The sequence below is a fragment of the Methylophaga sp. UBA678 genome (assembly GCF_002299105.1).
Lineage (GTDB): Bacteria > Pseudomonadota > Gammaproteobacteria > Nitrosococcales > Methylophagaceae > Methylophaga > Methylophaga marina.
The window spans coordinates 35,495-61,812 of the sequence record NZ_DBNG01000017.1; the positions used below are offsets into that span (position 1 = coordinate 35,495).

Sequence of the window (26,318 nt, forward strand, 5' to 3'; positions counted from 1 at the left end):
AAGCCCGCGAAAGCGGGCTTTTTTTGCACGCTGTCGAGATTAACTCAATCTGACTTCAACCAAATTGTCAGTAAATGTTGGGGCATGGCCCATATCCACAAACTCAGCTGAACTGACACAGTTCACCGTGCCTTTGTTCAACTGTCGCCAATATCCAAGTGTCGCCACGACGATACCGGGACTGACATCATCTGTAATTTGAGCAAGTGCTTCAAATTTACCCCGGTCATTAAATACGGATACCACATCACCACTTTGAATATTTCGAAGGTCGGCATCCACTGGACTTATCATGACAAACTGTTCACCTTGGCCTTTTATTTTGTTGTCCATATTGGCGTAACAAGAATTCAGAAAGCCGTGGCTTTTGGGCGAAATGATATTCAATGGGTACTTTTCAGCTAATGCCGGATTGCTCTCGTGCGTCTCTCTTGATGGCAGATAATCTGGCAAGCTATCTAATGACTCACCAGGCTGGAAGCCTTCATACATCTGCCGGAACGGACCAGCCACAAAGTTGGTAGCCCCTTTCACTTCCAGTTCACATTTTCCACTCGGTGTAGGGAAATTCCCATGGCGATGTGGGGCACGATCATCTTTGGTACCGACTTTTAATTTAGCAAAGCCATGTTGGCGTAAATAAGCCAAATCAATGCCTTCACATGCCGGTGAGTCCCAATCAACATAGTTCTCAAGACACTCACTATCCGACCAGCTAAAGTTGGCTTCTTTATAGCCCATTCTGGCTGCTAAGCGTCTGAAAATCTCATTATTTGGTATCGCTTCACCCGGCGAGTCCACACACTTTTCATTATAGGTTAGATATAAGTGGCCCCATGACAGCACCATATCTTCCATCTCTGCGCCCATAGAGGCAGGTAGCACGATATCAGCATAAGATGCGGTATCAGAAAGAAAATGTTCAGCCGACACCAGAAATAGATCTTCTCGCATCAAACCTTCAACAATCTTGTCAGTCTCGGCGGCTTGCGTAACAGGATTGGCATTCCAGCACATCATCGATTTAATCGGTGTATCAAGCCCCAACTCTCCTGTTAGTGCGCGACCAAGTTGTATTGCATTCACGACCGGCGTGCCTTCCGGAATCAGATCCGGACGCGAAATCACATCAAACTTATAAGGATGCTCCCAGACAGGAAATTGTAATGCACCGCCACCAACATGGCGCCACGCGCCGGTTAATGCAGGTAAACAGGTAATGGCACGAATTGCTTGACCACCACCATAGTTACGTTCTACAGCCACACCCAAGCGAATAGCTGCTGGTTGGGTAGAGGCAAACTCGCGCGCCAACTGACGAATATCTTCCGCAGCCACACCCGTTATCGAGGCAGCCCATTCTGGTGTTCTGGTTTTGGCTCTTTCAGATAAGGCCTCAAACCCCACTGTGTAGTTGTCGATATAGTCTTGATCCTGAAGTCCTTCTTCAATAATCACATTCATCATGGCCATGGCTAAAGCACCATCAGTGCCGGGTTTAGGCGCAATGTGCCAATCCGCTTCTTTCGCTGTTTTGGATTTATAGGGATCGATAACGACGACTTTGGCGCCCTGCTTCTGGGCATCTTTTACAATATGCCAATGGTGGACATTGGTACTCACCGAATTACATCCCCAGAGGATGATGTATTTAGAATGGATAAAACTCTCAGGGTCGACCCCAGCTGTTGGCCCCACTGTCAGCAACCAGGCTGTACAAGAACCTTCGCCGCAAAAAGTCCGCTCACAAACGGTTGCGCCCATTTTGTTAAAAAAAGCATCGCCGCCATTTAAGCCATGCACCAGCCCCTGATTACCCAGATAGCTATAAGGCAAAATGGCATGAGGACCATACTCGTCGATAATCGCTTTCCAGCGGCTGGTGATCTCATCAAGTGCTTCATCCCAACTAATGCGTTCAAACTGCCCACTTCCCTTGGGTCCGGTACGTCGCATGGGATGAAGCAAACGATCCGGATGATAGTGACGCTTTTCGTAATCTTTGAGTTTGACGCACAAACCACCTCGCGTCATTGGATGTTCTTTATTGCCTTTAACTGAGGTCAGTTGACCATTTTCAACCTCATACACCATGGAACAGGTATCAGGACAATCATGTGGACAGCCCCCATGATGCGTTGTTTTTAATACGCTTGCCATATTGCTCTCTCCTCTCTGATATATATTTTTTTATTATTATTTTCAGACTATACACCAGTTTAAAACGGGAAATATGCCCGTTAATTTACTCAAGATAATTGATAGAAATTTTATTTAAATCAATTACTCACTCTGACATTTTCTTGTAATAGAGCCTCTATACACTTAGCCGCAGATGAATAATTAACCACTTGAGCAATTGAGTGGTTTATCACTTTCATCCATTTAATCAAAGCCAAACTCGTCGTGAGGCGGGGTCGGAAAGCTACAGGTCTTCCAAGTGAAGATGGCTGGGTTGCATTGCTTGTTTTTTCACTCTAAACATAAGGGAATTTTTATGAAAAAAGCGATGCTATTCGTCATAGCACTATTTTTCTCTGTTGCGGCTAATGCAGCAACACTTAACTTAACAAAAGGTGACTCAGCTTTCACCAACAATGCTAGTCAGGAAATTGATCTTGCTAGTGGCAGTACTGTATTAGCAAGTGGGACTACAGGTAATGGCGCATGGGAATCTTCGTTCAGTTTATTTACTAATGACGAAACACCAGTAGTTATTGAATGGTCATTTAATCCAGAGTCTAATCTTGATAATGCAACTATTGCATTTGGTGTTTTAGGTGGTGCTATTCAAAATTTCAACATTACTGGTGATTTCAGTTTCACAGCGATATTAACTGCAGGTCTGACATATGTGTTGGATATCTATGACGCAACGGGTAAAGCTTTAAATTACAGCCTATCAGTTTCAGCAGTACCTGTTCCAGCAGCACTTTTCTTATTCGCACCTGTTTTATTAGGTTTCTTAGGCTTTCGTAAAAAAGCGATTGCAGCATAACCTATCTCTAGACAATCGTCGTTCAATATTAGGGAGCTTCGGCTCCCTTTTTTTATGTATGATTCAATATTTCCAAGGAGAATATCACTTTGACCTCTCCACCATCACGCCATCGAGTAACCACCTGAATGGATTATTTTGTTAGCTTGGGTTATGCCGGTCTTTTTATCTCAGCCTTTTTATCTGCAACACTACTGCCACTTAGCTCTGAATTCGTTCTGAGCACACTCTTAGTAAAGGGACTCTCACCGGCGTTACTCATCACCACAGCCACCGTGGCAAACGTGCTTGGATCAATGGTGAATTATGCTTTAGGTTATTGGGCCAGCTCTGCAGTCATAAAAAATTGGTTACGGATATCAGAAAGCGATATTAGAAAAGCGGAAAATCAATTTAAGAAATATGGTCTTATTTCTCTATGTTTTGCTTGGTTGCCGATCATTGGTGATCCATTAACTGTTATGGCAGGACTCATAAAAATACATCTAGGCTGGTTTATCGTGCTAGTCACAGCAGGTAAGTTGATTCGCTATATTGTCATCAGTCAGGTAGCACTGTCGCTAAATTAAAAAACCCTGTTTCAGAGACTGAAACAGGGTTTTAACTGGGTTACACTTTTACTCAATGATGATGTGGATGACCGATATCCTCACCTTCACTGTTATAAAAACCGGAAGGACCATGGTCGATATACCCTTGATTAATCATCTTCGCAATAAACGGATCTGATTCACTATCACCAATATCGGCATAATCTGTTGTCTGATAATCATCACGCATTTTAAAGCTGGCATTAACAGCGCTTTCATCTTTAATCAGCTGAGTTAACTGCCATGTCTTTACATGGCCGTCAGTATCATTTTTCCAGCTTTTTACTAGGGATAGTGCAGGTAACCATTCAAGTTGCAGTTGGCTATCACCCTCAGTTAACTGATAGGTTTCCACTTTGTCACAACCTTCACCTGAGCTTGAAACCAAGGTCATATTGCTTTTCAGATTATCTGTAATTAATTCATGAACTTGCTGCCACTGACTATCCGCATTAGCATATTTCACTTCGCCTGGCTGATATTCAATAGCACGTTGCTCAGTATCAAAAAACCTGACCATTCTTAGCTGGCCATTATGCATATGTTCCCACATGTCAGTAATGCCTGACTGAGTAAATTGATTACTGACACGCTGATGTTGACGCCATAACTTCATGGTCGCTTTTTTATCAGAATCACTGTCGGTCATTTGATAACTAGCACCTAACACCTCAGGATCAATTGAACAGCTATCATTAGCCTGGACTAGCAATGGAGATGCTAATAATAGACTCACTAATAAACGATATTTCATCTCTATAACCTTAAATTGTTGATGTGTGCCAACGAAAAAAAGGGGCGGACTCATGTCCACCCCTCTCTTTTTCTGCGTTGATGTTACTTAATCGATTTTTCTGCTTTAACTTCCAAACGAGCTGCCTGGTTCATAATGTGATAAATCAAGTTTTGTTCATTCACACCTGTCACCGCATTGGCACCTGGACCAGTAGCAAAAATCGCCACATCTTCACCGGCATGTGTTTCAGAACCCAATGGAACTAATGCTTCCTGGTGATAACCTGACAGCTCTGTATTGACTGCTGTTAAGTCTTTACGACCAGTATCAGGGCCTGCGCTATAGCTCGCATCTGCATCGGTTTCATTGCCTAAGTCACGGAATCCTAAACCGTTGGTATACCCCAAAGTTGTGTATGGCTTACCATCAGCAGCTAATGTAGGCTCATCTGAACCAATGCTGACAACTTTACCCAGGATAGGATTACCACGTTTTGGATAACCAGCCATAGTAAATACATGGCTGTGATCCGCAGTCACGATAATCAATGTTTCTTCAGGGTTAGTGTTTTCTAATGCTGCTTTAACCGCATGAGCAAACTCAATAGTTTCATTTAAAGCACCATGTGCATTACCCGCATGATGAGCATGGTCAATACGACCAGACTCAACCATTAAGAAGAAACCACGATCGTTCTTGTTCAGGACTTTTATGGCTTTTTCTGTCATTTCAGATAATGAAGGTTCACCAGCAATATCATTGCCACGGTCAGCTTCATATTGCATATGTGATTCATTAAATAAAGCGAAGATTTTATCGGTATTAGCTGGCTCGATAGCATCAAAGCCTGCTTTATCGTATACATATTTACCTGTTGGATAAGTAGTCTGCCATTCTGCTACTAAATTACGACCATCCGTTCTGTCACCTTCAGTAGAACTGACGGCATCCGGGCTGTTAAATGCAGGATCTTTTGGTAAGAAATGACGACGACCGCCCCCCATCGCAACTTCGATACCGTTAATACGTTTTGCTGTTGGATAACGATTTTTCAGATTACTTTCAAATTCCACCAATTGTTTAGCAATATCTTTACAAGGTAAACCACGGCGTGTGACAGAGGCAGGCATATCTGAAACGTCTTCCCAGTCACGATCCACTGATTTTGCATAAGTCGCAGCAGGTGTAGCGTGAGTGATTCGTGCTGTTGTGACGATACCCGTTGATTTACCAGCAATTTCAGCCAGCTCAAGAGCAGTTACCAGTTCATGTCCGCTCATTGTCGAGCACACGCCACGTTGTACATCTTCACCAATACCGATGATGCCGGCATCTGTTTTAACACCACTCATCATGGCCGTCATCGTACCAGCAGAGTCAGGTGTTTGAGCATCAACATTGTATGTTTTTGCCAGTCCTGTGAATGGAAAGGTTTCAAAGGTCAGGCGGTTTTCTTCACCTGGTTTGCCATTTAACTGGCCTTCTAAAATACGGGCAGCTGTAATAGTAGAAATGCCCATACCGTCACCGACAAATAAAATCACATTTTTTGCTTTGTGTGCATTTTTATAAGCTGGTTTGTTATCCATTTTTTCAACAGCGTCTGTATACCAGTCACTGTTAACTTGATAATCAGTTAAAACAGGTTGTTTAGCATAAGCTGTTACGCTTAATGCTAAAGTTGCTGCACCCAATAATAAAGGTAGCTTGTTTGACATGTGTCTCTCCCATAAGACAATTAAAGTGTTTGGTTGGCTAACGGATACAGCGTAATTGTTATTGATGACATCCAAGTTAAGCATTGATGACAATTATGTGAACTGAGTCACATATTGGCCTGGAGCACGATTAAGGTGGGTTTTATATTTTCCCTGACACGGACGCCGGGATTTCTTCTATCGTCAGCATTTTGTTTCTTAACTCTTCGGTTACCGCCTGCGCCGATGTGCGATCTCGAATTACTCTTGGTGTGATTAATACCAATAGTTCCGTTCTTCTCACCGCATCTGAGGTTTGCCCGAATAAATGCCCTAAAACCGGTAATTTATGTAGTCCTGGTATACCGCTGTCATTATTGGTTTTGCTGTCCTGAATTAAGCCACCTAGCACGATGGTTTCACCAGAATTGATAGCAACAACACTTTCAATTTCACGTTGTTGGATGGTGGGGGCATCAATCGTCGAGGTGGTTGTTTGTACGGCATTACTGACTTCCTGCCGTATTTCCATGGTGACAAGACCACTATTATTGACGCGTGGTAATACGGTTAACGACACACCCGTTTTACGAAAATCAATTTCATTGACTGTTGGTGCGGTGGCATCAGTATTACTCACTGATTGTCGGGTGGGAATAGGAATTTCATCACCGACATTGATTTTAGCCGGTTGGTTATCCAACACCATCAAAGACGGCGACGATAAAACATTGAGTTTTGATTGCGCTGCGAGTGTATTCAATGCAAAGCGGACATTGCTTAAGCTATCAACTACCGTGAACGAAAACCCCGGTGTCTGGGCATTTATACCCGTATCTCCTAAATCCAATTGACTGTTACCCTGTTTACTCCCTATGCCATTTTTAAAAAACCATTCGACACCAAAATTCAGTTCATCAGATAAGGTCACTTCAATAATGCTGGCTTCAATTAATACCTGCATTGGCACCGTATCAAGCTGTTTGATCGTGCGTTCAATCATGTCGTAATCTTTGGCTGTGGCCATAATTACCAACGCATTCCGAACATCATCAGCAATAATGTCGACCTCGTCATTTAAAAAACGGGCTTTATTCGTTTGAGATGCAGACACGATCTCATCATTGTTGTTTAAGCTTGTCTGAGTCGAGCCCAGATGGATTTGGGTTTCACCTGGAGCCAGTGTTTGTTTTTCTGTCGCAGAATCTGTTACCTGTTGAAGACTGGCACCAAACACCTGAGCCAACACATCCGCCAGTTGCTGGGCTTTGGCATTCTGGACTTTATACACATAGAGCTGTTGCTTACCCAGATTCGAAGCCATATCCAGGCGCTCAACCCAACGTTCCACATTTAACAGCGACGACCGGTTTGCACTGATCGCTAAAATACTATTCAGACGACTAATCGCCATTAAGCGCACCGGGCCATTTTTCGACTTTTCACTATTGTCAGCTGCTGATGTCAGCAGAATATTTTCCAGCTCACGCTGAATATCGTTCACTGAAGCATTTTTTATTGGATAAATACCGACAGACATCCCCGCCAGCCAATCCACATCAAACACAGAAATCGTTTGTGTTAATGTCTGCACATCCTGCTGACTGCCGCGTAGTAAAATCAGATTACGTTTTTGGTCAATTTGGATGTCCGTATCCTTCCCAGCATAAGGCATTAAAATCTTCGCCATCTCAGGCGCGCTGATATAACGCAGTGGAATCACATGCACCCCGTAGCCAGACTGAGAACTACCCGATGTTCGGGATAATGCCTGATCAGATGCCACCACCTGATAAAAGTCATGGTTTATTATCAAACGTGCATTATTCATTGCCAATACGTTTTCCAGCATAGGTAATACTGCTTCTTTTGCGATGGGGTTTGGTGTCTGAATAGTCACTTGCCCACTTAAGTTTTTATCCATCGAATAATTCACTGCCAAAATTTCGCCTAATACAACGCGGACAAAATCAGCCAGTGATACCGCTTCAAAATTAAGCGTAATGTCGTTATGTTCGGCATTGGAGGTAAACTGTTGACTAGTCAATGATTGTGTTGGGTTATTACCGTAAACCACTACTTTTTCAAATGGTTTTGTATCCTCCGACGCAGTAATATGCTGACTAATGGGCGCCGAAGCCACTGGATTATTGCCGCTTTGTCCGGCAAGTTTGGCTGGGGGTTGTGGTTTGGTTGCTGTAAGTGGCTGACACCCAGCCAGCACAATTAACGATACGACTATTGTTGCTAGCCTAATCATGTGTTTGTAGCACTCATTTATTGAATTCATAACCGTTAATCATAAGAAATGAATGTGACATTATTGATACGGGTCATCATCCAAATGACCGCCTGGCAGTAAAAGCGTTGGATTGTCCTGTTCTGATGACATCTCTGTAGCCGACACGGTTGTCGCTAAGGACGGTGTTTTTGCATTGAATAACATCACCCGGCGCCGCTGACCTGCCTTATTAAACACGGCCGCAGTTGAGGTAATTTCTTCCAGTGTCCAGTCATCCAGCTCATCATTGAGCTGTAACCGTTTCACCTTTTTAGTTTTATCATCGGTCATTAACACCATGGATGTGTTATCCGTTATCGCCACCGCTGAAAGACGGTAATGGTTTAAAAACAGGGTGTGCTCAGTTGGCTCTGCGACCGTTTGAGGAGATAGTTCAGCAGAACGATCAGCAGTGAAAATGGACTGTTTTAACAATGCCGCTGTTGTAGAAGGTTGAGGTAAGGCAATGCCTGCTCCCTGCTGTTCTGATGGTGTCTGAAGACCATTAGACAGCTCATCACTGGCTACAGGAACAGTATGGGCAAACCTGTATTCGCTTATCATGCTCACTAACGATAAAACGATTACAGCCCATGAACTGATAGCCGCCCAACTCATGATGAATGCTCCGCATTCATCACTTGATAAAAGCCGGTCATCAGCGTGTGTACCTCAAGCTGAGTGGATGAGGACTTAGCCTTGTCATCATTAACAACAATCGATAGTTCATCTATAAGTAATAACGGTTGCTGTAATTCAATACGGGATAAAAATGCGACTAAGCCCTTCATGTCCGTCTGAAACTGCAGGCGTAGCTGAATGTGAGAAAATCCTTTTTCCTGCTCAACCACTGTGGTCTCAGCACTTATTTTGGTCAGGTCTAATTCATCGAGATGTTTAGCTACCAATGATTGCATTTGTGCCGCCATCAATGCCGTCGAATCACCATGAAATAAAAAACGATCACCTAATTGTTCAGACTCCTCTTCACTCAACGACACAGCGGGCTGTTGTAACTGACGTGATAATTTTTGTTGCATGAAGGTCAGCTGTTCTCGCTCACTGGCATAATGCTGACGTAAAGATAAAGCCGGATAAATAATCAGCAGCCATAGCATGGTAATCAACAAAATTAAACCAGCCCAGGCCAGTAATGGATAAAAACGTGAGAATTCAGTTCGCATCACTAACACGCTTCATGGTGATGGAAAAACGCTCTTTACCTAATTGTGGGTCAAAAGTCACAGGTGCCTTGAATGCCACATCGGTAAATTGTTTTGTCTGTGCCAATAATGAAAGAAGCGTCGCTGCTGATGGCGATACGCCCTGGATTTCGATGATGTTATCTCTGACCTGAAAGCGTCTTACCCATGCCTCTTTTGGTAACACATCACTTAAGGTATTCAGCACAACTAACCATTGCTGTTGTCGTTGTTTTTGTTCTAAATCACGAAATTGTGTCAGCGTGAACTCACCATGTTGTTGCCTTCGCATATCTTTCATCGCATCAGCACGCATGGCTTTCAGGCTTTGTTGCTGCTGCTTTAACTCTGTTTCATAAAATGACAATGGCAAATAAAGCGCACACAAAATGCTGGCTACAGCACAGGCTGGCAATAGATACGCTGACCAGGCATTTTTTTCAGACTGTGAACGTAACAAATTGAGCTTATCCCGATAAAGACTGTCTTCAACGGACACCCTGTCGATAGTAATACCCAATATGTTTAAACGTTGCTGATGCTGTTCGAAATCTTCACGCAGCATCACAAATAAACGGAGATAAATCAGCTCAGGATCATCTTGTTGTTCCAGCTCAACCCAATCAAAAATCACCTGCTCTGTCTGAAACGGTGTGTACTTATCCATTTCAAACCACAACAACTCGGCAATATTGTGTTTTGCAGAACGTGGCACTGACAGTTGGCGTGACAATATCTGCTGCTCATCAAGTAATAACAGGCTTTTGTTTGGATTCGACTTTTTAGGAAAAGCGATCTTATCGTCGCCATCGACATGGCTTTGCCACTCAATATCTTCACCTGACTTAGACCAGACCGTTAATTGATAGTCATGGCTTTTCTCAGTAATACATAGCCGTTGATGACGAATATCTGTCTGATACCGCCAACGCTTAGGAAGACCGGCATTAAGCTGAGACAACCACCAATACCACGCACGTGATAAACCATGTTCAATCAGCTGCCAGGACATCAGGACGCCACTCCCGTTATTTCCTGCCATGACAAAATCGCATAATCCTTGCTTTGGTCAGGGTTGAGTAATACAGCAACTTTCAGACTGGCCATTTTTTTCCTGACTTCAGCACGGCTGGTAATCACAAAACAGCGTCCAGCAGGCAGACGGGGTAATTGTTCATTAGTGAGATCACTAAGGCGCTTACGCTCATTTTCAGTGTAGAAACTCACTGGCAGTACAGATAAGTTAAGACCCGATTGTTGGGAATACACGGTCATTAACGGTGCGATTTTTTGATAATCCTGCTCGTGCATCGACAACAATAAACGTAGCTCTTCCAGACTATTAAATGCTGCATTTTTAGGTAAACCCTCGCGGCCCGCCGCTTTGTAATGTAAGCGTTCAGCACCGGCAGCAAGCTGTTCATTATCACTATCACGCCAATCAACAATCTGGTCTGCATATTGTTCAGCCGTGTGTGTCGACCAGCCTTTAGTTTTTAATAATGTGGTGATTAATCCGGCTGAGGCGTAATTCACATCAAGCAGACCATTTTGATCCTGAATCTGAATAAATAATGTGCCTTTATCCGTGTTCAGCTGATAAACAGTGCCATTGGTTAACCAACTATGCTGTTCATCCACTAAGGCCTGGATCACTCGCCAAATACCTTCGCTCGCCAGATACTTACTAGTTAAAGCCCCTTGTTGATGCTTTATTTGTTGTGTTTCGATACGCATGGTTTGGCTAAAACTCACCGCTAAAATCATCAACAGCGCGATCACCCACAGCACGATCATTAAGGCAGCCCCCTGCTGTTTTACAGAAGTCATAACCCCGTTCGCTGAACACTGAGATGATCCCGCATCCGGGTCACCTGGGCTGGTAAAGACACGACTATCGGATATTTATCACCACCACGCTGCTGCGCCACAGTCACTGAAATAAGCGGCGGTAATTGATTGTTTTTCTGCCAGTCTGGCTGCCATCTTGGTGCGTTATTTTTGTCAATGTCAGCATAGGAAAAATCGAGCGAATCCACGCTGTTTAACAACGTCAGTTGCTGACTATCATTACGATTTTTCAGCACACTTACTAATGGCTGATATTTCATCACCAGTTGGTTTTCTTTAAGCATCAACTCAATCCAATACAAGCTGTTGCCGCCAGCATGAGCAGGTAACGTTGAAACAAACCCGAGCTGATGTTTTGCTCCTGAAAATAACACCGGATGTGCGCTGCCCTGATTCATCACAATCGGTGAGGTCTGGCTGATAAGTCGTCTGACAAATTGAGTTACCAGTCGGATATCATCATTCATCTGCACCTGCTCAATGCCGGACTGAGTCTGTCCACTGAGAGTACGTGAGGCACTGAACAACAAACCCAGCATAATCGTCATTAAACTAATGGCAATCAGCATCTCCAATAAGGTAAAACCTGATTGCTTATTCATGGTGTGGTCCTACTAACAGGTACTAATGTAGAAAGATGTATCTGATACGGTTTACCCGAACGCTGCCATGACACATCGGCGCTGACTTCTTGTAGAGGTAGCTTTGACGATGCACTGCCATTTGTCGGCTGAATCGTTAGCTGCCACTGAAACTGCTTCTCAGTGGTGCCGGATTGTTGAGTGCCACTGGCTTGATATCTCGCTTGAGCAATCAAGGATTCTGCAATGCTGGTCGCCACGTTAAAATCCTGGCCCAGACGAATGACTTGCTGGCCTTTTGCATACAACTGAAACAGAATGACTAAAGACACACTCATCAAACTGAAAGCCACCAGTAACTCAAGTAAACTAAAACCTTGCTGTTTCATCACATTGGCAACTGTTTACTTAACTGAATTTGCCCGGTCACCCAGTTCACATCAATGGCAAAGGCATAATGATTATCTGCCAATAACAATCGACCACCGCTACTACTGCCATCGGCATAAAATACGATACTTCCCTGCTGGCTATTGTCAGATTGACGGCTAACCTTCGCATCAAGCTTTGTGCTGGCAGAAAGCTCAACATGTCGATTGTTGTAGGCTATTCGTTGTTTTGAGGCATCCAGTTCAATACGCTGCGATTTTTGACTCAACATAGCTTCATTGCGAGCTTGTCGCATTAACAGCACTAAACGCTGAGATTCAGAATAAAGACTATGGTGTTCCATCACGGGGCGAAATAACGGTGGTAATAAACTCATGACCATCACTAACAGGCTGATCACCACTAATAGTTCAATCAGCGTGAAACCTTTTGCTATTGCCGAAGATGACAATACCGTTACTCCCAACTGGTGATGTCTTGATCATCACCACTACCACCCTGCTGATTATCGGCACCTAATGAATATAAGTCATAATCACCATGTTTACTGGGTGAAACATAATGATAAGCATGTCCCCAGGGGTCTAAGGGTACTTTTTTCTTTTTCAGATAAGGGCCATTCCAGCCGGAGACATCAGCCGGTTTTTCAATCAGCGCCGTCAGCCCCTGAGTAGAAGTCGGATACACACCTATATCCAAATAATAAATATCAAGTGAGGCTTGCAGATCAGCAATCTGTAAAACAGCGGTATCGGCTTTCGCCCCACCTAACTGTTTCATCACTCTGGGACCGACCAGACCAACCAATAATGCCAAAATTGCCAGTACCACCAGCAATTCGATAAGACTAAAACCACGATTATTTCTTTTCATCATCAGCGGAATATAACCACTAAAAATGAAACTTTAATGACAGTGACTAACGGACCAAATCGTTTAAGCCCAACATCGCTAACATGATAGAAATAATAATGACGCCAATAATGCCGCCCAAGCCAATAATTAATATCGGTTCAACCAAACTTAATAATTGTTTGGTTTTGTCTTCTACTTGCTGTTGATAAGCTTTTGCCACTTTGCTGAACATTGGCTCCAATTGCCCCGTTTGTTCACCAATTTCGATCAGCTCGGTTAACAGGCTCGGAAAACAGGAAAAAGACGTTAATGCTTTGGCAAGTGAATTGCCGTTTGACACCTGTTTTGCTACCTCAGTTAGCGCCTGTTTGATTTTGCCATTATTGATTGAACCAGACGCCATATTGACTGATTCAATTAAACCCACACCATGAGTGAGCATTGATGCCATACTTTGAGAAAAACGGCCAATATTAACGGCGGTCACCAGTGAACCAATGACAGGCAACTTGAGTACTTTGCCATCCAGCCAGACTTTGCCTGTTTTTTGTTTTTGAAGCGTATCAATCGCCAGTGCCAGCACAATAAATATGACCAAAGGCAACCACCAGCTCTGCTCAAAAAAATCGGCAACGGCAAACACCTGTTGTGTCAGCCAGGGAATGGTTTGCTCAGCACCATCAAATAATGGCACGAACTTAGGGATAACGTAGGTCATCATCATCACAATCGATAATATCGACATGACCAGCAAGATCAGCGGATAGGTTAAAGCAGATATTAATTGTCGGCGTAATAAAGCCATCGTTTCCTGATAATGTGCTAATTCATTCATCACCTGAGGTAAATGCCCGCCAGTCTCACCCGACAGCACCATATTGATATGCAAATCGGTAAACTGCTGACCTTGTCCTGCCATCGCTTTTGCCAGACTCTCACCACCAGCCACACCTTGATGCAGTGCAGCCAGCGTGTCTTTTAATACCGTTGAACTGGTGAGTCGCTCCATCCGTTTTAATGATTGGTCGACTGTTAGCCCGGCATCCAGTAATGTCGCTAACTCACTAAAAAAAGTCAGTAAATGGGTGGGCGATAACGGCGCTTGCTGCTTTTCATGGCGTAGATTAAATATCCCTTTCAGCCATGATTGTTTAGTGACCGACACTGGCACATAACCAGAATGACGAAGAAACTGAACCACAGCCGTTTGATCTGCTTCTTCTTTACTACCGGAGATCATCTCGCCTTTAGCAGTTAATGCCTTATAAACAAACTTAGTCATGGGCATGCTGTGATTGTGTTAAACGAAGCACCTCATCAATGCTGGTCATACCGGCCAACACCAAACGCAGACCATCTTGTTTGAGTGTCTGCATGCCCTGCTCCATGGCTTTTTGCTCAATGGTCTTGGCATCGGCTTTTTGTAATATCAGCTGACGGATAGCATCGCTCACCATCAATAATTCACTGATCATGGTGCGTCCCTGATAGCCACTTTGCTGGCAATGATCACAGCCAACAGCGCGGTAAATCGTCGCCTGATCATCAAATGAAATCGTATCAGGCATCAATGACTTCCAACTCTCTGCCGTCATGGCCATTGGTTGACGACATGACACACACAAACGGCGAACCAAACGCTGCGCCATCACCGCATTAAGCGATGCCGCTAGTAAATAATGCTCCAGCCCCATATCCAAACAGCGTGTCACCGCACTGCTGGCATCGTTAGTATGCAATGTTGAAAACACCAAATGGCCGGTTAATGCTGATTGAATAGCTATTGAAGCCGTTTCTTTATCGCGCATCTCACCAATCATCAGCACATCAGGATCTTGCCTGACCAAAGCACGAAGTGCTTCAGCGAAACCGAGACCAATACGCGGTTTGACCTGGATCTGGTTAATGCCTGTCAGTTGATATTCAATCGGATCTTCGACGGTTAATATTTTTTTCTCTTCGGTATTTAATTGCTGCAAAGCAGAATATAAGGTCGTGGTTTTACCACTGCCAGTGGGACCCGTCACCAAAATAATGCCATGAGGCTGTTTGATTTGTTTCATCAGCCCGTTTAATGATTGTGGTGACAAACCCAGTTGCTGAATATCCAGCGTCACTTTTTGTTTATCAAGCAAACGAATGACAATACTCTCACCATGCAGCGTCGGCGTGGTAGAGACACGGCAATCTATCAAACGACCATCAGCATGAATTTGCAGACGACCATCCTGTGGCAGTCGGCGTTCAGCGATATTCAGCTCTGCCATTATTTTGATACGGGATATCACGGCAGCACTGGATTTAACAGGTGGAGAATCCAACTGTTTTAATACACCATCCATACGGTAGCGAACCGCCAAATGATGCTCAAAGGGTTCAATGTGAATATCAGACGCATTCAGCTCAACCGCCTTATTGAGCAATGAGTTAACCAGCTTCACCACCGGTTCTTGCGATGCCATATCTTTCAGACGATTCACCAGCAATGAATCATCATCCGTGTCTGTAAAAGTACCATCGGCATACTCGCTATTCTTGTCCTGCTGAGCAGCATGCCATTTTTCATATAACTGTTTAAATTCACTTTGGGTAATAACGAGTCTTTTAACCCGTTTTTTTGTTAACTGAGCAATGGATTGGCAAGCAAAGCTATCTTCCGGATTCACCATCGCCAGCGTTAATTCATTTTCGTCGATAAACACAGGCAAACATTCCGCCTCTTGTAAAAATCGACTAGCTATTTGATGTTCGGGAGCTTCAGCGGGCAAGGTTTTGCTGTCACATTTTTCAATATCATGAACTTTTGTATAAGCTGAAGCCATCTGCTGTTCGGAAATCAGGCCCAAACTTACCAGCAAAGAAGGGTTCTGAGATAACTGCTGCTTATGAAACGACTCGGCCGTAGTAAAAGAAAAACTATCAACCAAATGATGATCGAGTAGAAAGGGAATCACTTTGGATGAATGTGTCACACTTGCAGCTGTCATGAGTTATACATGGATGAATGATAATCTTGAAAGTCAATCACACAGTCATGTCAAAACGATGACAAAGAATCAAAAAGCATTTGATTCTAAAGTGTTACAGCAATAGGCCGATATAAAAATTATGTGAACTATTTATCGTTGGAAATGACGAAGGTCATGTAAGATGGCACAAAAAGTAGGAGGTAAGAAATGAGTATTTCAGCAACACAAGGCAGCCCAAAGATCAGTATTGATGACTATCTTATGGTGAAGAGTGCTCAAATGAGTAACAACAAAGCCAAACTCGATGGTGCCAATGCACTCAAACTTATCGATTCGGCACTACCCGCACCTACTGCCACTCAAGGTAATAACCTAAATGTAAAAGCCTGATTTTCTCAGGCTTTTTTTTTGCCTGTTATCTCAGACTGGCAACTCAATCTCAGAATAAAAATCTTTGTAAACCAGTTCTGCTCTTAATCGACTTCCCGTCATAAGCAAGGCTTCGGGTTGGCTTACCTCTTTCATCCACTGCCCTGCCTGTTCCTGTTTCACCAGGTTACACACATCCCCTATTGGCCAATGAAAATACACCTCATGTTGTTTCTTTAAGGCCAAAATGTCTTTATCTGTTGTCTCAGGTATCGGCAGATAAGAGCTGAATAGTTCTAGTCCACCCTGTTGTTCAGGATCATCAGCAAAGTACTCCACGCTGACATCCCATCCTCGAACCAATCCTTGTTCTTCATCACCTGTTTCAATACTCACACCCAACATCGCTAGTGTGCCATCATTGATTTTCGGTAATTTTTTCAGAACATCCTGTATAGCTATCACTGCTTGTTTATCATCTGCAGATAACACATCAAAATTTAATAACCAATTACCCAAACCAATGGCTGATTGAATCAATTGTTTATGTGTTTTATCGAGAAGAATATTTGCCATTATTCACTTTTACCCTGTTGAGCTTTTTCATAATTTTTTATCCAGTCGCACACTTCTTCTGCAGGCATAGGTTTAGCGATAGCGTAGCCTTGGGCCATGTCACACCCCATATCCAGCAGGTACTGGAAGTGCTCCGTTGATTCCACACCTTCAGCAATGATGTCACGTTTAAAAACCTGTGCCAGTTCAATAATGCCTTTAACGATAGCCATATCTTCATCATTTCTCAGCATATCTCTTACAAAGCTCTGATCAATTTTTAATGTCTTCACCGGTAACTTTCTCAGATAAGTCAATGAAGAGTAGCCAGTTCCAAAGTCATCTAATGCAAACGGTACACCGAGATAATTACTCGCAGCGGCCACGACCTGAGATGTCTGGACGGTTTCCAATGCCGATGTTTCCAATATCTCCAGCTCAATCGACTCGGGGGATATGCTTTCATACTGATTCAGTGATGCTTCCAGCTTCTTCAGAAAATCAGTGTGTTGAATTTGCTTGGCAGACACATTAATACTGACCTGAATATTGAGCCCTTGCTCTTGCCACGCATGCAGCTGTTTTAACGCCGTTTTTAATACCCAATCCCCCATTTCAACGCTGAACTCATGCCCTTCGACGATAGGCAAAAACTCCATGGCACCTAATAAACCTTTTTCAGGGTGTTGCCAACGTATCAGTGCTTCTACCCCGATCACTCGACCATGTCGAAGATCGACTTTGGGTTGATAATAGAGGCGGAATTCTTCGCCAATTAAAGCCAGGTGCAAGCGCTCCAATTGTGTATGGTATTCGTGCATTTGCTGATCGAGCTTGGCATCAAATATATGATAGCCATCTCGACCCGCTTGTTTAGCTTCATACATAGCCAAATCGGCATGGCGGATCAGCGTATCGCCATCCACATTATCAATTGGATAAATCGCGACACCAATACTGGCCGTCACATGGTGTTTTCGGCGATTAAGTTTGATGGGTTCTGCTATTTTCTGGCTCAATCTGGTTAAGATGGGGTCAAGCTCATCAATACTATTGATATTGCTGATGAGTACGACAAATTCATCACCGCCCATTCTGGCTGCTGTGTCCCCCGAACGCGTGACTTGACTCAGTCTTTCCGCCACAGCCACTAACAGTTTATCACCTGTTTCATGGCCAAACTCATCATTAACCGGTTTAAAGCCATCTAAATCGAGGAAACATACTGCCAAGATTTTCTCATTACGTTTAGCCACAGAGATCGCTTGTTCAAGACGATCTGAGAGCAGTGTTCGATTAGCCAGTTGCGTCAGTGCATCATAATGCGCCATGTTGACTAACAGACGTTCTGTTTTCTTGATTTCGGTAATATCGACAAATAATCCAAGATAGCTGGTAATGTCACCTTGAGGATTTCTTATGGCACTGATGGTGAGGATTTCAGCAAAAAACTCCCCATTCTTTTTACGATTCCATATTTCTCCACGCCAACGTCCTTCTGTTTCGATGCAATCCCACATTTCCTTGTAGAACTCCGAACTCTGTCTGCCCGAAGCGAGAATTCTTGGATCTTTTCCGATTAACTCGTCCTCTGTATAGCCCGTAATTTCTGTAAAGGCTTTATTGACACTAATAATCCGGTTTTCTTTATCCGTAATGAGAATCCCTTCCCAGGCATCATTGAACACGCTGGCATGTAATCGAAGCGCTTCTTCATTATTCAGTCGATCAGTAATATCGTAAAACCAACCAATATTGCAGTCTTCACCGCCGTATTGAATGGGTAGATATGAAGCCAAAGTCCATTTTATTCCTTGGCCTGCTACTTTCAGCTCAGTCAGCTGGTTATAGATTGTCTTACCTTCAATAATTTGGTTTAAGTAGCTTTTTACTACAGAGGGATCAACATAAAATGCAAATGGATTGAGTTGATGTAACTTGTCTTTACTTTGGTTAACCAGCTCTGCATAACGTCTATTGGCAAAAACAATTTTCTTGCGGTTATTGGTGACAATACGAACGGCAATTGGACTATATTCAAGTAATTCTCTGAGTTTGGTTGTATTGCTACGCAGCTCATCTTGAATTTTCTTGAAGTAAGAAATATCGGTACTGGTGCCTATCATGCGTTGTGGTTTTAAATTTTTATCACGCTTGATGATCATGCCCCGCGCCATGATCCATTTCCACGAACCATCACCACAGAGCATACGAAACTCATCTTGATAATTGACATATTCGCCTGAAATATAGCCTCTGAAACGTAGTCTAGCTTGCTCTCTATCCTCTGGGTGAATGTATTCCGAAGCCTCGGCTAGCGTGTCTGGGAAACTATCATCCATATAGCCCAACATCTTCTTCCAACGCTCAGAATACGTTGCCGTGCCGTCTTCGAGATCGATGTCCCATACACCATCACCGGTCGATTCCAATGCCAGTTTCCAGCGACTTTCACTTTCAGCTAATGACTTTTTACTCTCAGCAAGTCGGCTTAGATAAGAATCGATACGCTCAGCCATCGAATCAAACGCGTTTGCAGCAAGGGTGATTTCATCGTTACCTTTCAATTCAGTAGCCAAGGCAACCTTCTGACCCGACTCGAAGCGCGTCATTTCACGAGTCAGACGTGTAATACGTGAAATCACATTCTTATTCACAGCCATGGTGATTAACCAGCCGGAGATAATCGTCACGGCAAACAACACGGCCATCAAAATCGCTAACAACTGATTAACAGGTTCTATCAAATCATCGACAGGGATGAGCTTAAAGTAATGCCAGTCAACGGGCTTTACTAACATAGAGATAGCAATATAGTTTTTACCATCAACAATAATATCTCTGGCAGCAAGTGTCGGCGTATAGTCAGTAGGCTGTGTGAGTAGCTTTTTAAGCTCACTTTCAGTATCAAGAAAAGCGGTTACCTGGGTTTCATCAGCTGATTCAAGCTGTTTTTGCCACTGGCCGGCGAGGATAAAATTTCCTTGCTCATCAAGCAGAAAATGCTGTGTGTCGGGATAAAATTGCTGTGCGTTGAAAGTAAAACCAAGCACATTACTCAGCTGCATATCCTCACCCAGTGACCCAATCCATTGACCATTGACATAAAGCGGATATAAAGCACTGACCATCCATATTTGATTAACGGGGTCAAATAACGGCGGTGTAAAAGTGTACTGTTTCTCTGGATTTTGTGACGGTGACGTCAACCCCACCCAAGGGGTTTGTGTGTAGTCATTGGCAGCATCTTGATCAAACACGAATTGAGGATAGTGGAAATCAAAAATAACCTCGCTGCGTAAATCAGGAGATAAGTACCACACATTTTCGTATGAACGATTAGCCGATGAGCCAAATACTTCCATGACTTGCTTGATACGAAGATGCTGTACTTTTTGCTCATCTGTTAAGGTTGCTGAGTTGGGTAAGAAAATACCGGCGTGAACATGACCGTAATATTGGTCTTCTTTATTTCGCCAAATACCATCATCGTTGAGCTGCATCGCTTCAGAAAAGGTATCGATTTCCTCATCCGTGACAGGTTTGCTCAGTTCTTGCTGTAATAAACGAGCTAACCCCTTCAATTTAGGCTCTGCATAACTCAATTTCTGAGTGGTAATATCCACCTGATTTTGAGTAACGGCTAATAGATTGTTTATTTCACGATTAAGAAGCTTTTCTTTGGAATAGGCGCTGACCCATATAGCAGCGGGTATGGATGTCAGCAGAATACTGACAATCACGATTAAACTGAGTTTTTCTCTAATCTGCATCGAGCATTATCTTTTTGAATCCCCTTTTGTGTTCACTCTGGGGTGTTAATTTTTATAAAGTCAGTCTACACAACCTTATAAAAGATGTTTAGTTTTGCTTATTCATAACTGTGATTGAGATCCAGATAAAATACCAAAGAACAAAGACCATATCTTTTGTGCAAGTATTTACACTTACAAATAATATGTTTTCTATAGTAAATACTGTTTATAAGTCAATGAAAATAAAAAAGTAATTATTGATAGAACAATCGCTTGCATGAATAAGCGACATTCCATGCCACCCAATAAAATCAAACGAAAAGAGTAATGTGCATCTACGCTAATCAATCCGAAGTCCTTCTAGAAAAACAATCAAATGCGCAGCAAATGCAGACGGAGTATGATTATTCAGGCTTGTTTAAACACTCATTTTCAATCATCTCGTCAAAATGCTCGATAACCCTCTGCTATTCACCCTCTTCTGCCACAGTTTCGTTATATGCTCGCAACATCAAGCCACGAGAAAAATTACCCACCGTCATCTTCATCGCTTTATGAATAGGTGTATTGTTTTGCCGAAGCCCCATAAACTGCTTGGCTTTATTTGCCCAGCCATCACACGTTCCTTCCTTTGTGACATTATCAGCATGAACCATCACGCTAAATAACATAAAGCAAACTATCGTGATTTTTTTCATGGGGATCACCTCAGACAGGTATGGAGATACAAAAACTATAAACACTTGGAAGGAATATCACAGAGAAAGTTGGAAGGAATTTTGTTGGTAGGTTGGGTAGAGCCATAGCGAAACCCAACATTAGAGGCTTTGAGTGGTGATTCGTTTTTGGGTTTTATGTTTCAACAAACTTGAAGATTATTACAATGACCCTGAATATCTGTGAAATAGAATCCACTCCGATGAAGTCATTCAGATTAATGAATATGACGTGATGCAAAGCATCTATGGCATACCGGAATATATGGGCGGCATACAGTCCGTTTTACTCAGTGAAGACGCTGGCCTATTTCGCCGTAAATATTATAAAAACGGGGCTCATATGGGCTATATCTTCTTAACATCAGATACAGGCCTGGAAGAAGATGATCTACAGATACTCTCTGAGCAGGTATCTCAATCTAAAGGCCCCGGTAACTTCCGGTCTATGCATCTGAATATAGAAAAAACCAACGCCAAAGAACCTGTGAAAATCATCCCCGTGGGTGATATTGGTACTAAGGATGAGTTTGAACGCATCAAGAACATTACCCGTGGTGAAATCCTTTCCATGCACTGTAAGTATCCGGGTTTATCAGGCGTGATTCCAGAGAGTAATAGTGGCTTTGGGGATATGGAAAAAATTATGCGGGTGTATCACGAGCTAGAAGTGGGTGCTATGCAGCAGCCGTTTTTAGAATTGAATGAATTGTTGGGTAAGCAAGTGGTGAATTTTAGAGAGCCGGATTGGAGGTTTGAGAATGATAGTACCACCTAGTTAAGTCCGATATATCAACCTAGTTTTAAGAGCTTATAAATTATTGATCTATACTCAACGACTTACCTGTTACTTCTAAAAGGTTACGCATGGAAATTATAAATTACGTCATTAATATTTTGATTGGGCTTTTTTCAGGAGTTTATGCAGGTCTAATAGTTGCCAGAGTTGCAAAATTTGAAGAGCTAAAAAATGAAGCTAAACGAGTCGTTTGGGGTATCGACTATGTATCTATAAACGATTCAAACCCTAATGTTATATCCACAACTGACACAACAATCTTCTCAGCTATTTCTAGCGAGCTTTATTATCTTAGACACTCAAATGCTGGAGACAAAATAAATCAACTAAGTAACATCATCGATCACACTATGAGAAGACCTCCAAACTATGTTGATGATATGAACAAAAATTATCTGACTTGGCAGAAAATTATTCGTGAACTTCGTCCCGATTTTAAATCCATCTTCACTATTTCAAGGTTGGCATTGTAATCATAGGAAGTGTTTAGAACATTCAATATAAAATTGAATGGTACAGGCAAACTGAATGACGACAAACATACAAAAAATAAAAGAAAAGATAATTGGTGAACAACTGCTCCATTCTCTTGGCAAGTCCTGGACTATATCTTTCCCTCCAAATGAAGAAGAGTGGCCAGATTTAATTGTAAACGCGGGGGGAGAAACCTTTGGTTTAGAAATAAGAGAGTTTACGAATGATGATGAATTACGCAAAGGCTCTCAACGCAGAGCAGTTGAAAGTAGAAACATACAAAAACTCGGTCAATTAGCAGATGCATATTATGAGATATCATCTATTCCATTGAATGTACAAATTATAGGAAATATTGATAATAAAAATATTCTTCCAGAGCTATGTAAACATGCGATATCAACTGATGAAATGGTCCATAGCCGTTTAAAGTTGAAAGATAGAACAATTATTCATGTTACCCGATTGCCTGAAAGCCTAAAACAATATAAAAATTGGCAATATACGGATGACAGGGTTGGTTGGGTTCGTGAAATCAATAGATATTATTTAACGCCTTTTATACTTCAAAAAGAGTCAAAGCTTGATAAATATACAAAGCACCTTAATGATGTAAGGTTGTTATTAACTGCTGATCCAACATTTAGCTCAGGCATGGTTTCATACGAAGATTCTGAGTTTTGTATAGAGACAAGCTTTAATGAAATCTATCTTTTTTTATATCCTGACCAAGTATTCAAATTAAAAAATCCTCTCACATAAAAGTGATGAAGTCACTGCACCAACTCACTGTATTTGCTATTTTTTACCAAACCACAGCGGACAATTTTATCTATGCGAGTTGAATGCCCTCAGTGCCATCAAAAAGCCATTATTAGTTCAACTAATGCGCTGTCTCATACGGTGAAAGGTTTGTATTGCCAATGCATGAACCTTGAGGGGGGGTGTGGTGCTTCATTTGTGATGAAACTAGGCTACTCACACGACTTAAACCCACCGATTAATAACACTCGTCAAATGGCGATCAGTTTATTAAAAAACCTGACCCTGAGCGAAAGAAAAGCTTTGCTTCAGGAAGATTTATTTCAATCCTAATGCAAATACGATTAAAAAGACTTTGTTTATGTTATGAAACACATTACGAACTGTAGTTTCAATTCAGTATAAGATTAATTATTACTCAATAGAAAGGATTTGCTGTGTCCCCATAATGGCACCTCTAAATGCTTTATCAAATCCCGGTTCTACCTCAAGAAGCTTTTTATTCTCATTGAGAAGTAACCTTTCAGCCAAAACTGAATTTTCCTTAGAAAGTGAAACGGTCGAGCTATTTATTGCTTTGTTCAGGGCTTGTTCCGTGCTAGTCAGAGTAACATTCCCGCTTTTATTAATCCGCAACTTTGCTATTTCTAAATGCTCAATGTAGCGATCAATAACATATTGATGTATTTCTTCTATTTCTTGCTGTATCAAGTTCGGGTCAGAATTGAGAAGAGTCCGGGCTTCAAGTAGATCAGTTCTAACTTTTTCAGTTAGGTCGTCTAACTTTTCTTTTTTCGTTACCCATATAAAGTCAAAAAATGAGGTTTGAACACTTTTATATTTTGATGCCCAAGACCTAGTATGGTCATTTACGGAACTACGAACGCTATCGTAGTATCGATCGGAGACTCTTACACTTATGACAGCATATGAAACATCATTAATTGGCTTGTCATTGTATTCAAGATCTTTTCCAGTCCAAACTAAACCATCCTCAGAATACTTTTTATATGTATTTTTGTTTTCAGCAGAAAATAGGGCATAGTATCCTTCGCATAAACTGTCACCAAGAAGTGGTATATCTTTTTGAGCATTTAATAGATCAGTAGCTCGATCAGAGCCAAAAAGTAATTTATCTATGGTACTTGCTACGGCGAAACCAGTAGCTAAAGACGTAGAAATCGTATAATCGGGAATGGCGGAGGTTATTCCAGAAAAAGCCTCTATCATTGAGTCAGTACTAGAGTCTGCGGAATAACCTAATTTAATTTGAAAACTAGCATTTTTTAATACCCAAGGTATTCTGTCGAGCATAACCCACTCAACACCCATATCAATGCTACTATCCTCCCCCATAATACGGACAGGCTTTCCAACTCTTGAAACTGAAATAGGTAGAGACTGATAATCTGCTTTTAAATTAGCAACCCCGAAAGCATAACGATCTTTATTGAATATTGTTACTAAAAAGGGATCATTTTTATTTACTGTTAACTTGTTTACACCTATTGATACATAATTCTGACCATAACGAGCCTTTTTACCGGAGCAAGTTTTAATAATTTCATGGTTTTTTGAAAGATAAGGAACTTCCATAAAATTGGAGGTAGAAAGAGATTTTCTATCTTCAGCAATAGTTACTGCACAAACAAACATTACAAGTATTGATAATAAGAGCTTACAGGTTATTTTCATTTTCAAGTCCTTTCGAAGTTTGTAAAAGTAAGGTTTAGCGCGGGTTGCATTTAGACACTTAAAGTAGAACTATCCCTACCGCAACACTTCGAATATAACCCCTTGAAAATCAAAAGCAACAAAGTCGTTTACATTTATTTACACCAAACTTCCTTGACTTATTTCACAATTTATAAATTATTTTTCGTGACCCATTGAGTTTATTAGCTTTGAGGGGTGTTGGGGCTAATTAAGAAAAGTGAAAAAGCCTGCCAAATAATTGATTGGCAGGCTTTTTTTATTTAATCGGTTAGGCCGATTGTGCGGATGAGTTTAAAAGAATCAAGGGGTCAGCAAACTTGCTTTTCTTAGAACAACTCGTCGGTTGTGTTAAAGAATTAAACTCAACATGAACACCTCCGAAAGTCTTAACATGTTGGGTTTCGCTATGGCTCAACCCAACCTACTTATCAGATCGTCAGGCACAAAAAAACCACCCGAAGGTGGTTGTTTTGTATTTGGTGGAGGCGGCGGGACAGTGATTCCTGAATTTTCATTCAGGCCTGGACTATTCCTTCATCTGATAACTATCTACCAGATGGAGAGCGTTTGTGAGTATCTGTTTTACCTTCAACCCACCCTAGTATTCCATGGAGACAAGTCTCGTTAGGAACCTATGAGTCTCTAGCCGGCTTACTGGTTTCCCATTCACCGGACGGCGTTGGCATAGGACCCTTGTCCCGTAGCGTTCACCGTATGAGCTCTCTTTTTCCAATAGGGATCACTCCCTATGGCGACCATTTTACTAATCGAACCCGCGTCCGCAGATCCTCCGCCTTCGGATCTACATGCTTATTTCATCTATTAATTTAACTACCTGCTACCCGATGAACAGGGAAAACAAGTAGCGATCTTGTAAAGTTTTAATCTCTCAGTACCAAGCATACCTTGAGACGATCTTGTGAGAGTCGACGCCCGATACCAGACGCACAAGCACGGATCTGGTCGGACGGCATTCACTGGTTATTAAGCAGCTAGTGCGTAGTTGTTATCGTTAGCAACTA

25 protein-coding genes, 1 other RNA gene and 1 riboswitch are annotated in these 26,318 nt (G+C 42.2%); of the genes, 7 read left to right on the forward strand and 19 right to left on the reverse strand.

What is annotated here, in order from left to right:
- Nucleotides 1–39 precede the first annotated feature (39 nt).
- Nucleotides 40–2,160 carry a molybdopterin-containing oxidoreductase family protein gene (locus B3014_RS09455; RefSeq protein WP_289245025.1) on the reverse strand — a complete coding sequence of 707 codons (2,121 nt, stop codon included), beginning with the start codon at nt 2,158–2,160 and terminating at the stop codon, nt 40–42.
- A 224-nt stretch (nt 2,161–2,384) separates the two neighbouring features.
- Nucleotides 2,385–2,463, forward strand: a riboswitch (cyclic di-GMP riboswitch).
- A 34-nt stretch (nt 2,464–2,497) separates the two neighbouring features.
- Between B3014_RS09455 and B3014_RS09460 the strand changes: the two genes are divergently transcribed.
- Nucleotides 2,498–2,998, forward strand: coding sequence for a hypothetical protein (locus tag B3014_RS09460; RefSeq protein ID WP_289245026.1), 501 nt, complete (start codon nt 2,498–2,500; stop codon nt 2,996–2,998).
- A gap of 128 nt (nt 2,999–3,126) precedes the next feature.
- A complete protein-coding gene (locus B3014_RS09465) occupies nt 3,127–3,567 on the forward strand; it encodes a YqaA family protein (protein ID WP_289245027.1) in 441 nt (146 codons plus the stop codon).
- Between the two features lie 52 nt (nt 3,568–3,619).
- On the opposite strand, the gene B3014_RS09470 is transcribed toward B3014_RS09465, so the two are convergent.
- The 13 genes from B3014_RS09470 to gspE form a co-directional block, all read right to left on the reverse strand.
- Nucleotides 3,620–4,396, reverse strand: coding sequence for a hypothetical protein (locus B3014_RS09470; protein ID WP_289245028.1), 777 nt, complete (start codon nt 4,394–4,396; stop codon nt 3,620–3,622).
- A gap of 29 nt (nt 4,397–4,425) precedes the next feature.
- Complete coding sequence (locus B3014_RS09475; RefSeq protein WP_289245029.1) at nt 4,426–6,042, reverse strand: alkaline phosphatase; 1,617 nt, start codon at nt 6,040–6,042, stop codon at nt 4,426–4,428.
- 142 nt (nt 6,043–6,184) lie between these two features.
- Nucleotides 6,185–8,281: a type II secretion system secretin GspD gene (gene gspD / locus B3014_RS09480; protein WP_289245030.1), complete on the reverse strand. Its 2,097-nt coding sequence runs from the start codon at nt 8,279–8,281 to the stop codon at nt 6,185–6,187.
- 60 nt (nt 8,282–8,341) lie between these two features.
- On the reverse strand, nt 8,342–8,920 hold the full coding sequence (locus tag B3014_RS09485; protein WP_289245031.1) for a hypothetical protein: 579 nt from the start codon (nt 8,918–8,920) through the stop codon (nt 8,342–8,344).
- On the reverse strand, nt 8,917–9,486 hold the full coding sequence (gene gspM / locus B3014_RS09490; protein WP_289245032.1) for a type II secretion system protein GspM: 570 nt from the start codon (nt 9,484–9,486) through the stop codon (nt 8,917–8,919). Before gspM ends, B3014_RS09485 begins: the two co-directional genes overlap by 4 nt.
- The gene (locus B3014_RS09495) at nt 9,476–10,516 is read right to left on the reverse strand and encodes a PilN domain-containing protein (RefSeq protein WP_289245033.1); all 1,041 of its coding nucleotides are present in this window, start codon (nt 10,514–10,516) and stop codon (nt 9,476–9,478) included. The genes gspM and B3014_RS09495 overlap by 11 nt, the downstream gene beginning before the upstream one ends.
- Nucleotides 10,516–11,334 carry a general secretion pathway protein GspK gene (locus tag B3014_RS09500; RefSeq protein WP_289245034.1) on the reverse strand — a complete coding sequence of 273 codons (819 nt, stop codon included), beginning with the start codon at nt 11,332–11,334 and terminating at the stop codon, nt 10,516–10,518. The genes B3014_RS09495 and B3014_RS09500 overlap by 1 nt, the downstream gene beginning before the upstream one ends.
- On the reverse strand, nt 11,331–11,957 hold the full coding sequence (locus B3014_RS09505; RefSeq protein WP_289245035.1) for a prepilin-type N-terminal cleavage/methylation domain-containing protein: 627 nt from the start codon (nt 11,955–11,957) through the stop codon (nt 11,331–11,333). The genes B3014_RS09500 and B3014_RS09505 overlap by 4 nt, the downstream gene beginning before the upstream one ends.
- The gene (locus B3014_RS09510) at nt 11,954–12,325 is read right to left on the reverse strand and encodes a type IV pilus modification PilV family protein (RefSeq protein WP_289245071.1); all 372 of its coding nucleotides are present in this window, start codon (nt 12,323–12,325) and stop codon (nt 11,954–11,956) included. The genes B3014_RS09505 and B3014_RS09510 overlap by 4 nt, the downstream gene beginning before the upstream one ends.
- Nucleotides 12,325–12,777, reverse strand: coding sequence for a GspH/FimT family pseudopilin (locus tag B3014_RS09515; protein ID WP_289245036.1), 453 nt, complete (start codon nt 12,775–12,777; stop codon nt 12,325–12,327). The genes B3014_RS09510 and B3014_RS09515 overlap by 1 nt, the downstream gene beginning before the upstream one ends.
- 5 nt (nt 12,778–12,782) lie before the next feature.
- Nucleotides 12,783–13,202, reverse strand: a complete 420-nt coding sequence (gene gspG / locus B3014_RS09520) for a type II secretion system major pseudopilin GspG (RefSeq protein ID WP_289245037.1) — start codon at nt 13,200–13,202, stop codon at nt 12,783–12,785.
- A gap of 43 nt (nt 13,203–13,245) precedes the next feature.
- The gene (locus tag B3014_RS09525; RefSeq protein WP_289245038.1) at nt 13,246–14,463 is read right to left on the reverse strand and encodes a type II secretion system F family protein; all 1,218 of its coding nucleotides are present in this window, start codon (nt 14,461–14,463) and stop codon (nt 13,246–13,248) included.
- Nucleotides 14,456–16,168: a type II secretion system ATPase GspE gene (gene gspE / locus B3014_RS09530; protein ID WP_289245039.1), complete on the reverse strand. Its 1,713-nt coding sequence runs from the start codon at nt 16,166–16,168 to the stop codon at nt 14,456–14,458. The genes B3014_RS09525 and gspE overlap by 8 nt, the downstream gene beginning before the upstream one ends.
- Before the next feature lie 189 nt (nt 16,169–16,357).
- Between gspE and B3014_RS09535 the strand changes: the two genes are divergently transcribed.
- Entirely contained in the window at nt 16,358–16,540 is a 183-nt protein-coding gene (locus tag B3014_RS09535) for a hypothetical protein (RefSeq protein WP_289245040.1), read from the forward strand.
- A 30-nt stretch (nt 16,541–16,570) separates the two neighbouring features.
- Here the strand turns inward: B3014_RS09535 and B3014_RS09540 are convergent, their stop codons facing one another.
- From B3014_RS09540 to B3014_RS09550, 3 genes are all read right to left on the reverse strand, one after another.
- A complete protein-coding gene (locus tag B3014_RS09540; protein WP_289245041.1) occupies nt 16,571–17,095 on the reverse strand; it encodes a hypothetical protein in 525 nt (174 codons plus the stop codon).
- Nucleotides 17,095–20,847, reverse strand: a complete 3,753-nt coding sequence (locus B3014_RS09545; protein ID WP_289245042.1) for an EAL domain-containing protein — start codon at nt 20,845–20,847, stop codon at nt 17,095–17,097. Before B3014_RS09545 ends, B3014_RS09540 begins: the two co-directional genes overlap by 1 nt.
- 449 nt (nt 20,848–21,296) lie before the next feature.
- Nucleotides 21,297–21,527: a hypothetical protein gene (locus B3014_RS09550; protein ID WP_289245043.1), complete on the reverse strand. Its 231-nt coding sequence runs from the start codon at nt 21,525–21,527 to the stop codon at nt 21,297–21,299.
- 250 nt (nt 21,528–21,777) lie between these two features.
- On the opposite strand from B3014_RS09550, the gene B3014_RS09555 reads away from it, so the two are divergent.
- The 4 genes from B3014_RS09555 (at nt 21,778) to B3014_RS15095 (ending at nt 23,913) form a co-directional block, all read left to right on the forward strand.
- Nucleotides 21,778–22,323 carry a hypothetical protein gene (locus B3014_RS09555; protein WP_289245044.1) on the forward strand — a complete coding sequence of 182 codons (546 nt, stop codon included), beginning with the start codon at nt 21,778–21,780 and terminating at the stop codon, nt 22,321–22,323.
- A gap of 89 nt (nt 22,324–22,412) precedes the next feature.
- Nucleotides 22,413–22,817 (forward strand): hypothetical protein, encoded by a 405-nt coding sequence (locus tag B3014_RS09560; RefSeq protein WP_289245045.1) that lies wholly within the window; start codon nt 22,413–22,415, stop codon nt 22,815–22,817.
- Between the two features lie 55 nt (nt 22,818–22,872).
- Complete coding sequence (locus tag B3014_RS09565; RefSeq protein WP_289245046.1) at nt 22,873–23,580, forward strand: hypothetical protein; 708 nt, start codon at nt 22,873–22,875, stop codon at nt 23,578–23,580.
- A 72-nt stretch (nt 23,581–23,652) separates the two neighbouring features.
- On the forward strand, nt 23,653–23,913 hold the full coding sequence (locus tag B3014_RS15095) for an ogr/Delta-like zinc finger family protein (protein WP_289245047.1): 261 nt from the start codon (nt 23,653–23,655) through the stop codon (nt 23,911–23,913).
- A gap of 81 nt (nt 23,914–23,994) precedes the next feature.
- Here B3014_RS15095 and B3014_RS09570 read toward each other — a convergent pair whose 3' ends face one another.
- Together B3014_RS09570 and ssrA are read right to left on the reverse strand one after the other, a co-directional pair.
- Nucleotides 23,995–25,275, reverse strand: a complete 1,281-nt coding sequence (locus B3014_RS09570) for a hypothetical protein (protein WP_289245048.1) — start codon at nt 25,273–25,275, stop codon at nt 23,995–23,997.
- A 785-nt stretch (nt 25,276–26,060) separates the two neighbouring features.
- Nucleotides 26,061–26,318: a transfer-messenger RNA gene (gene ssrA / locus B3014_RS09575) on the reverse strand; the annotation flags it as partial.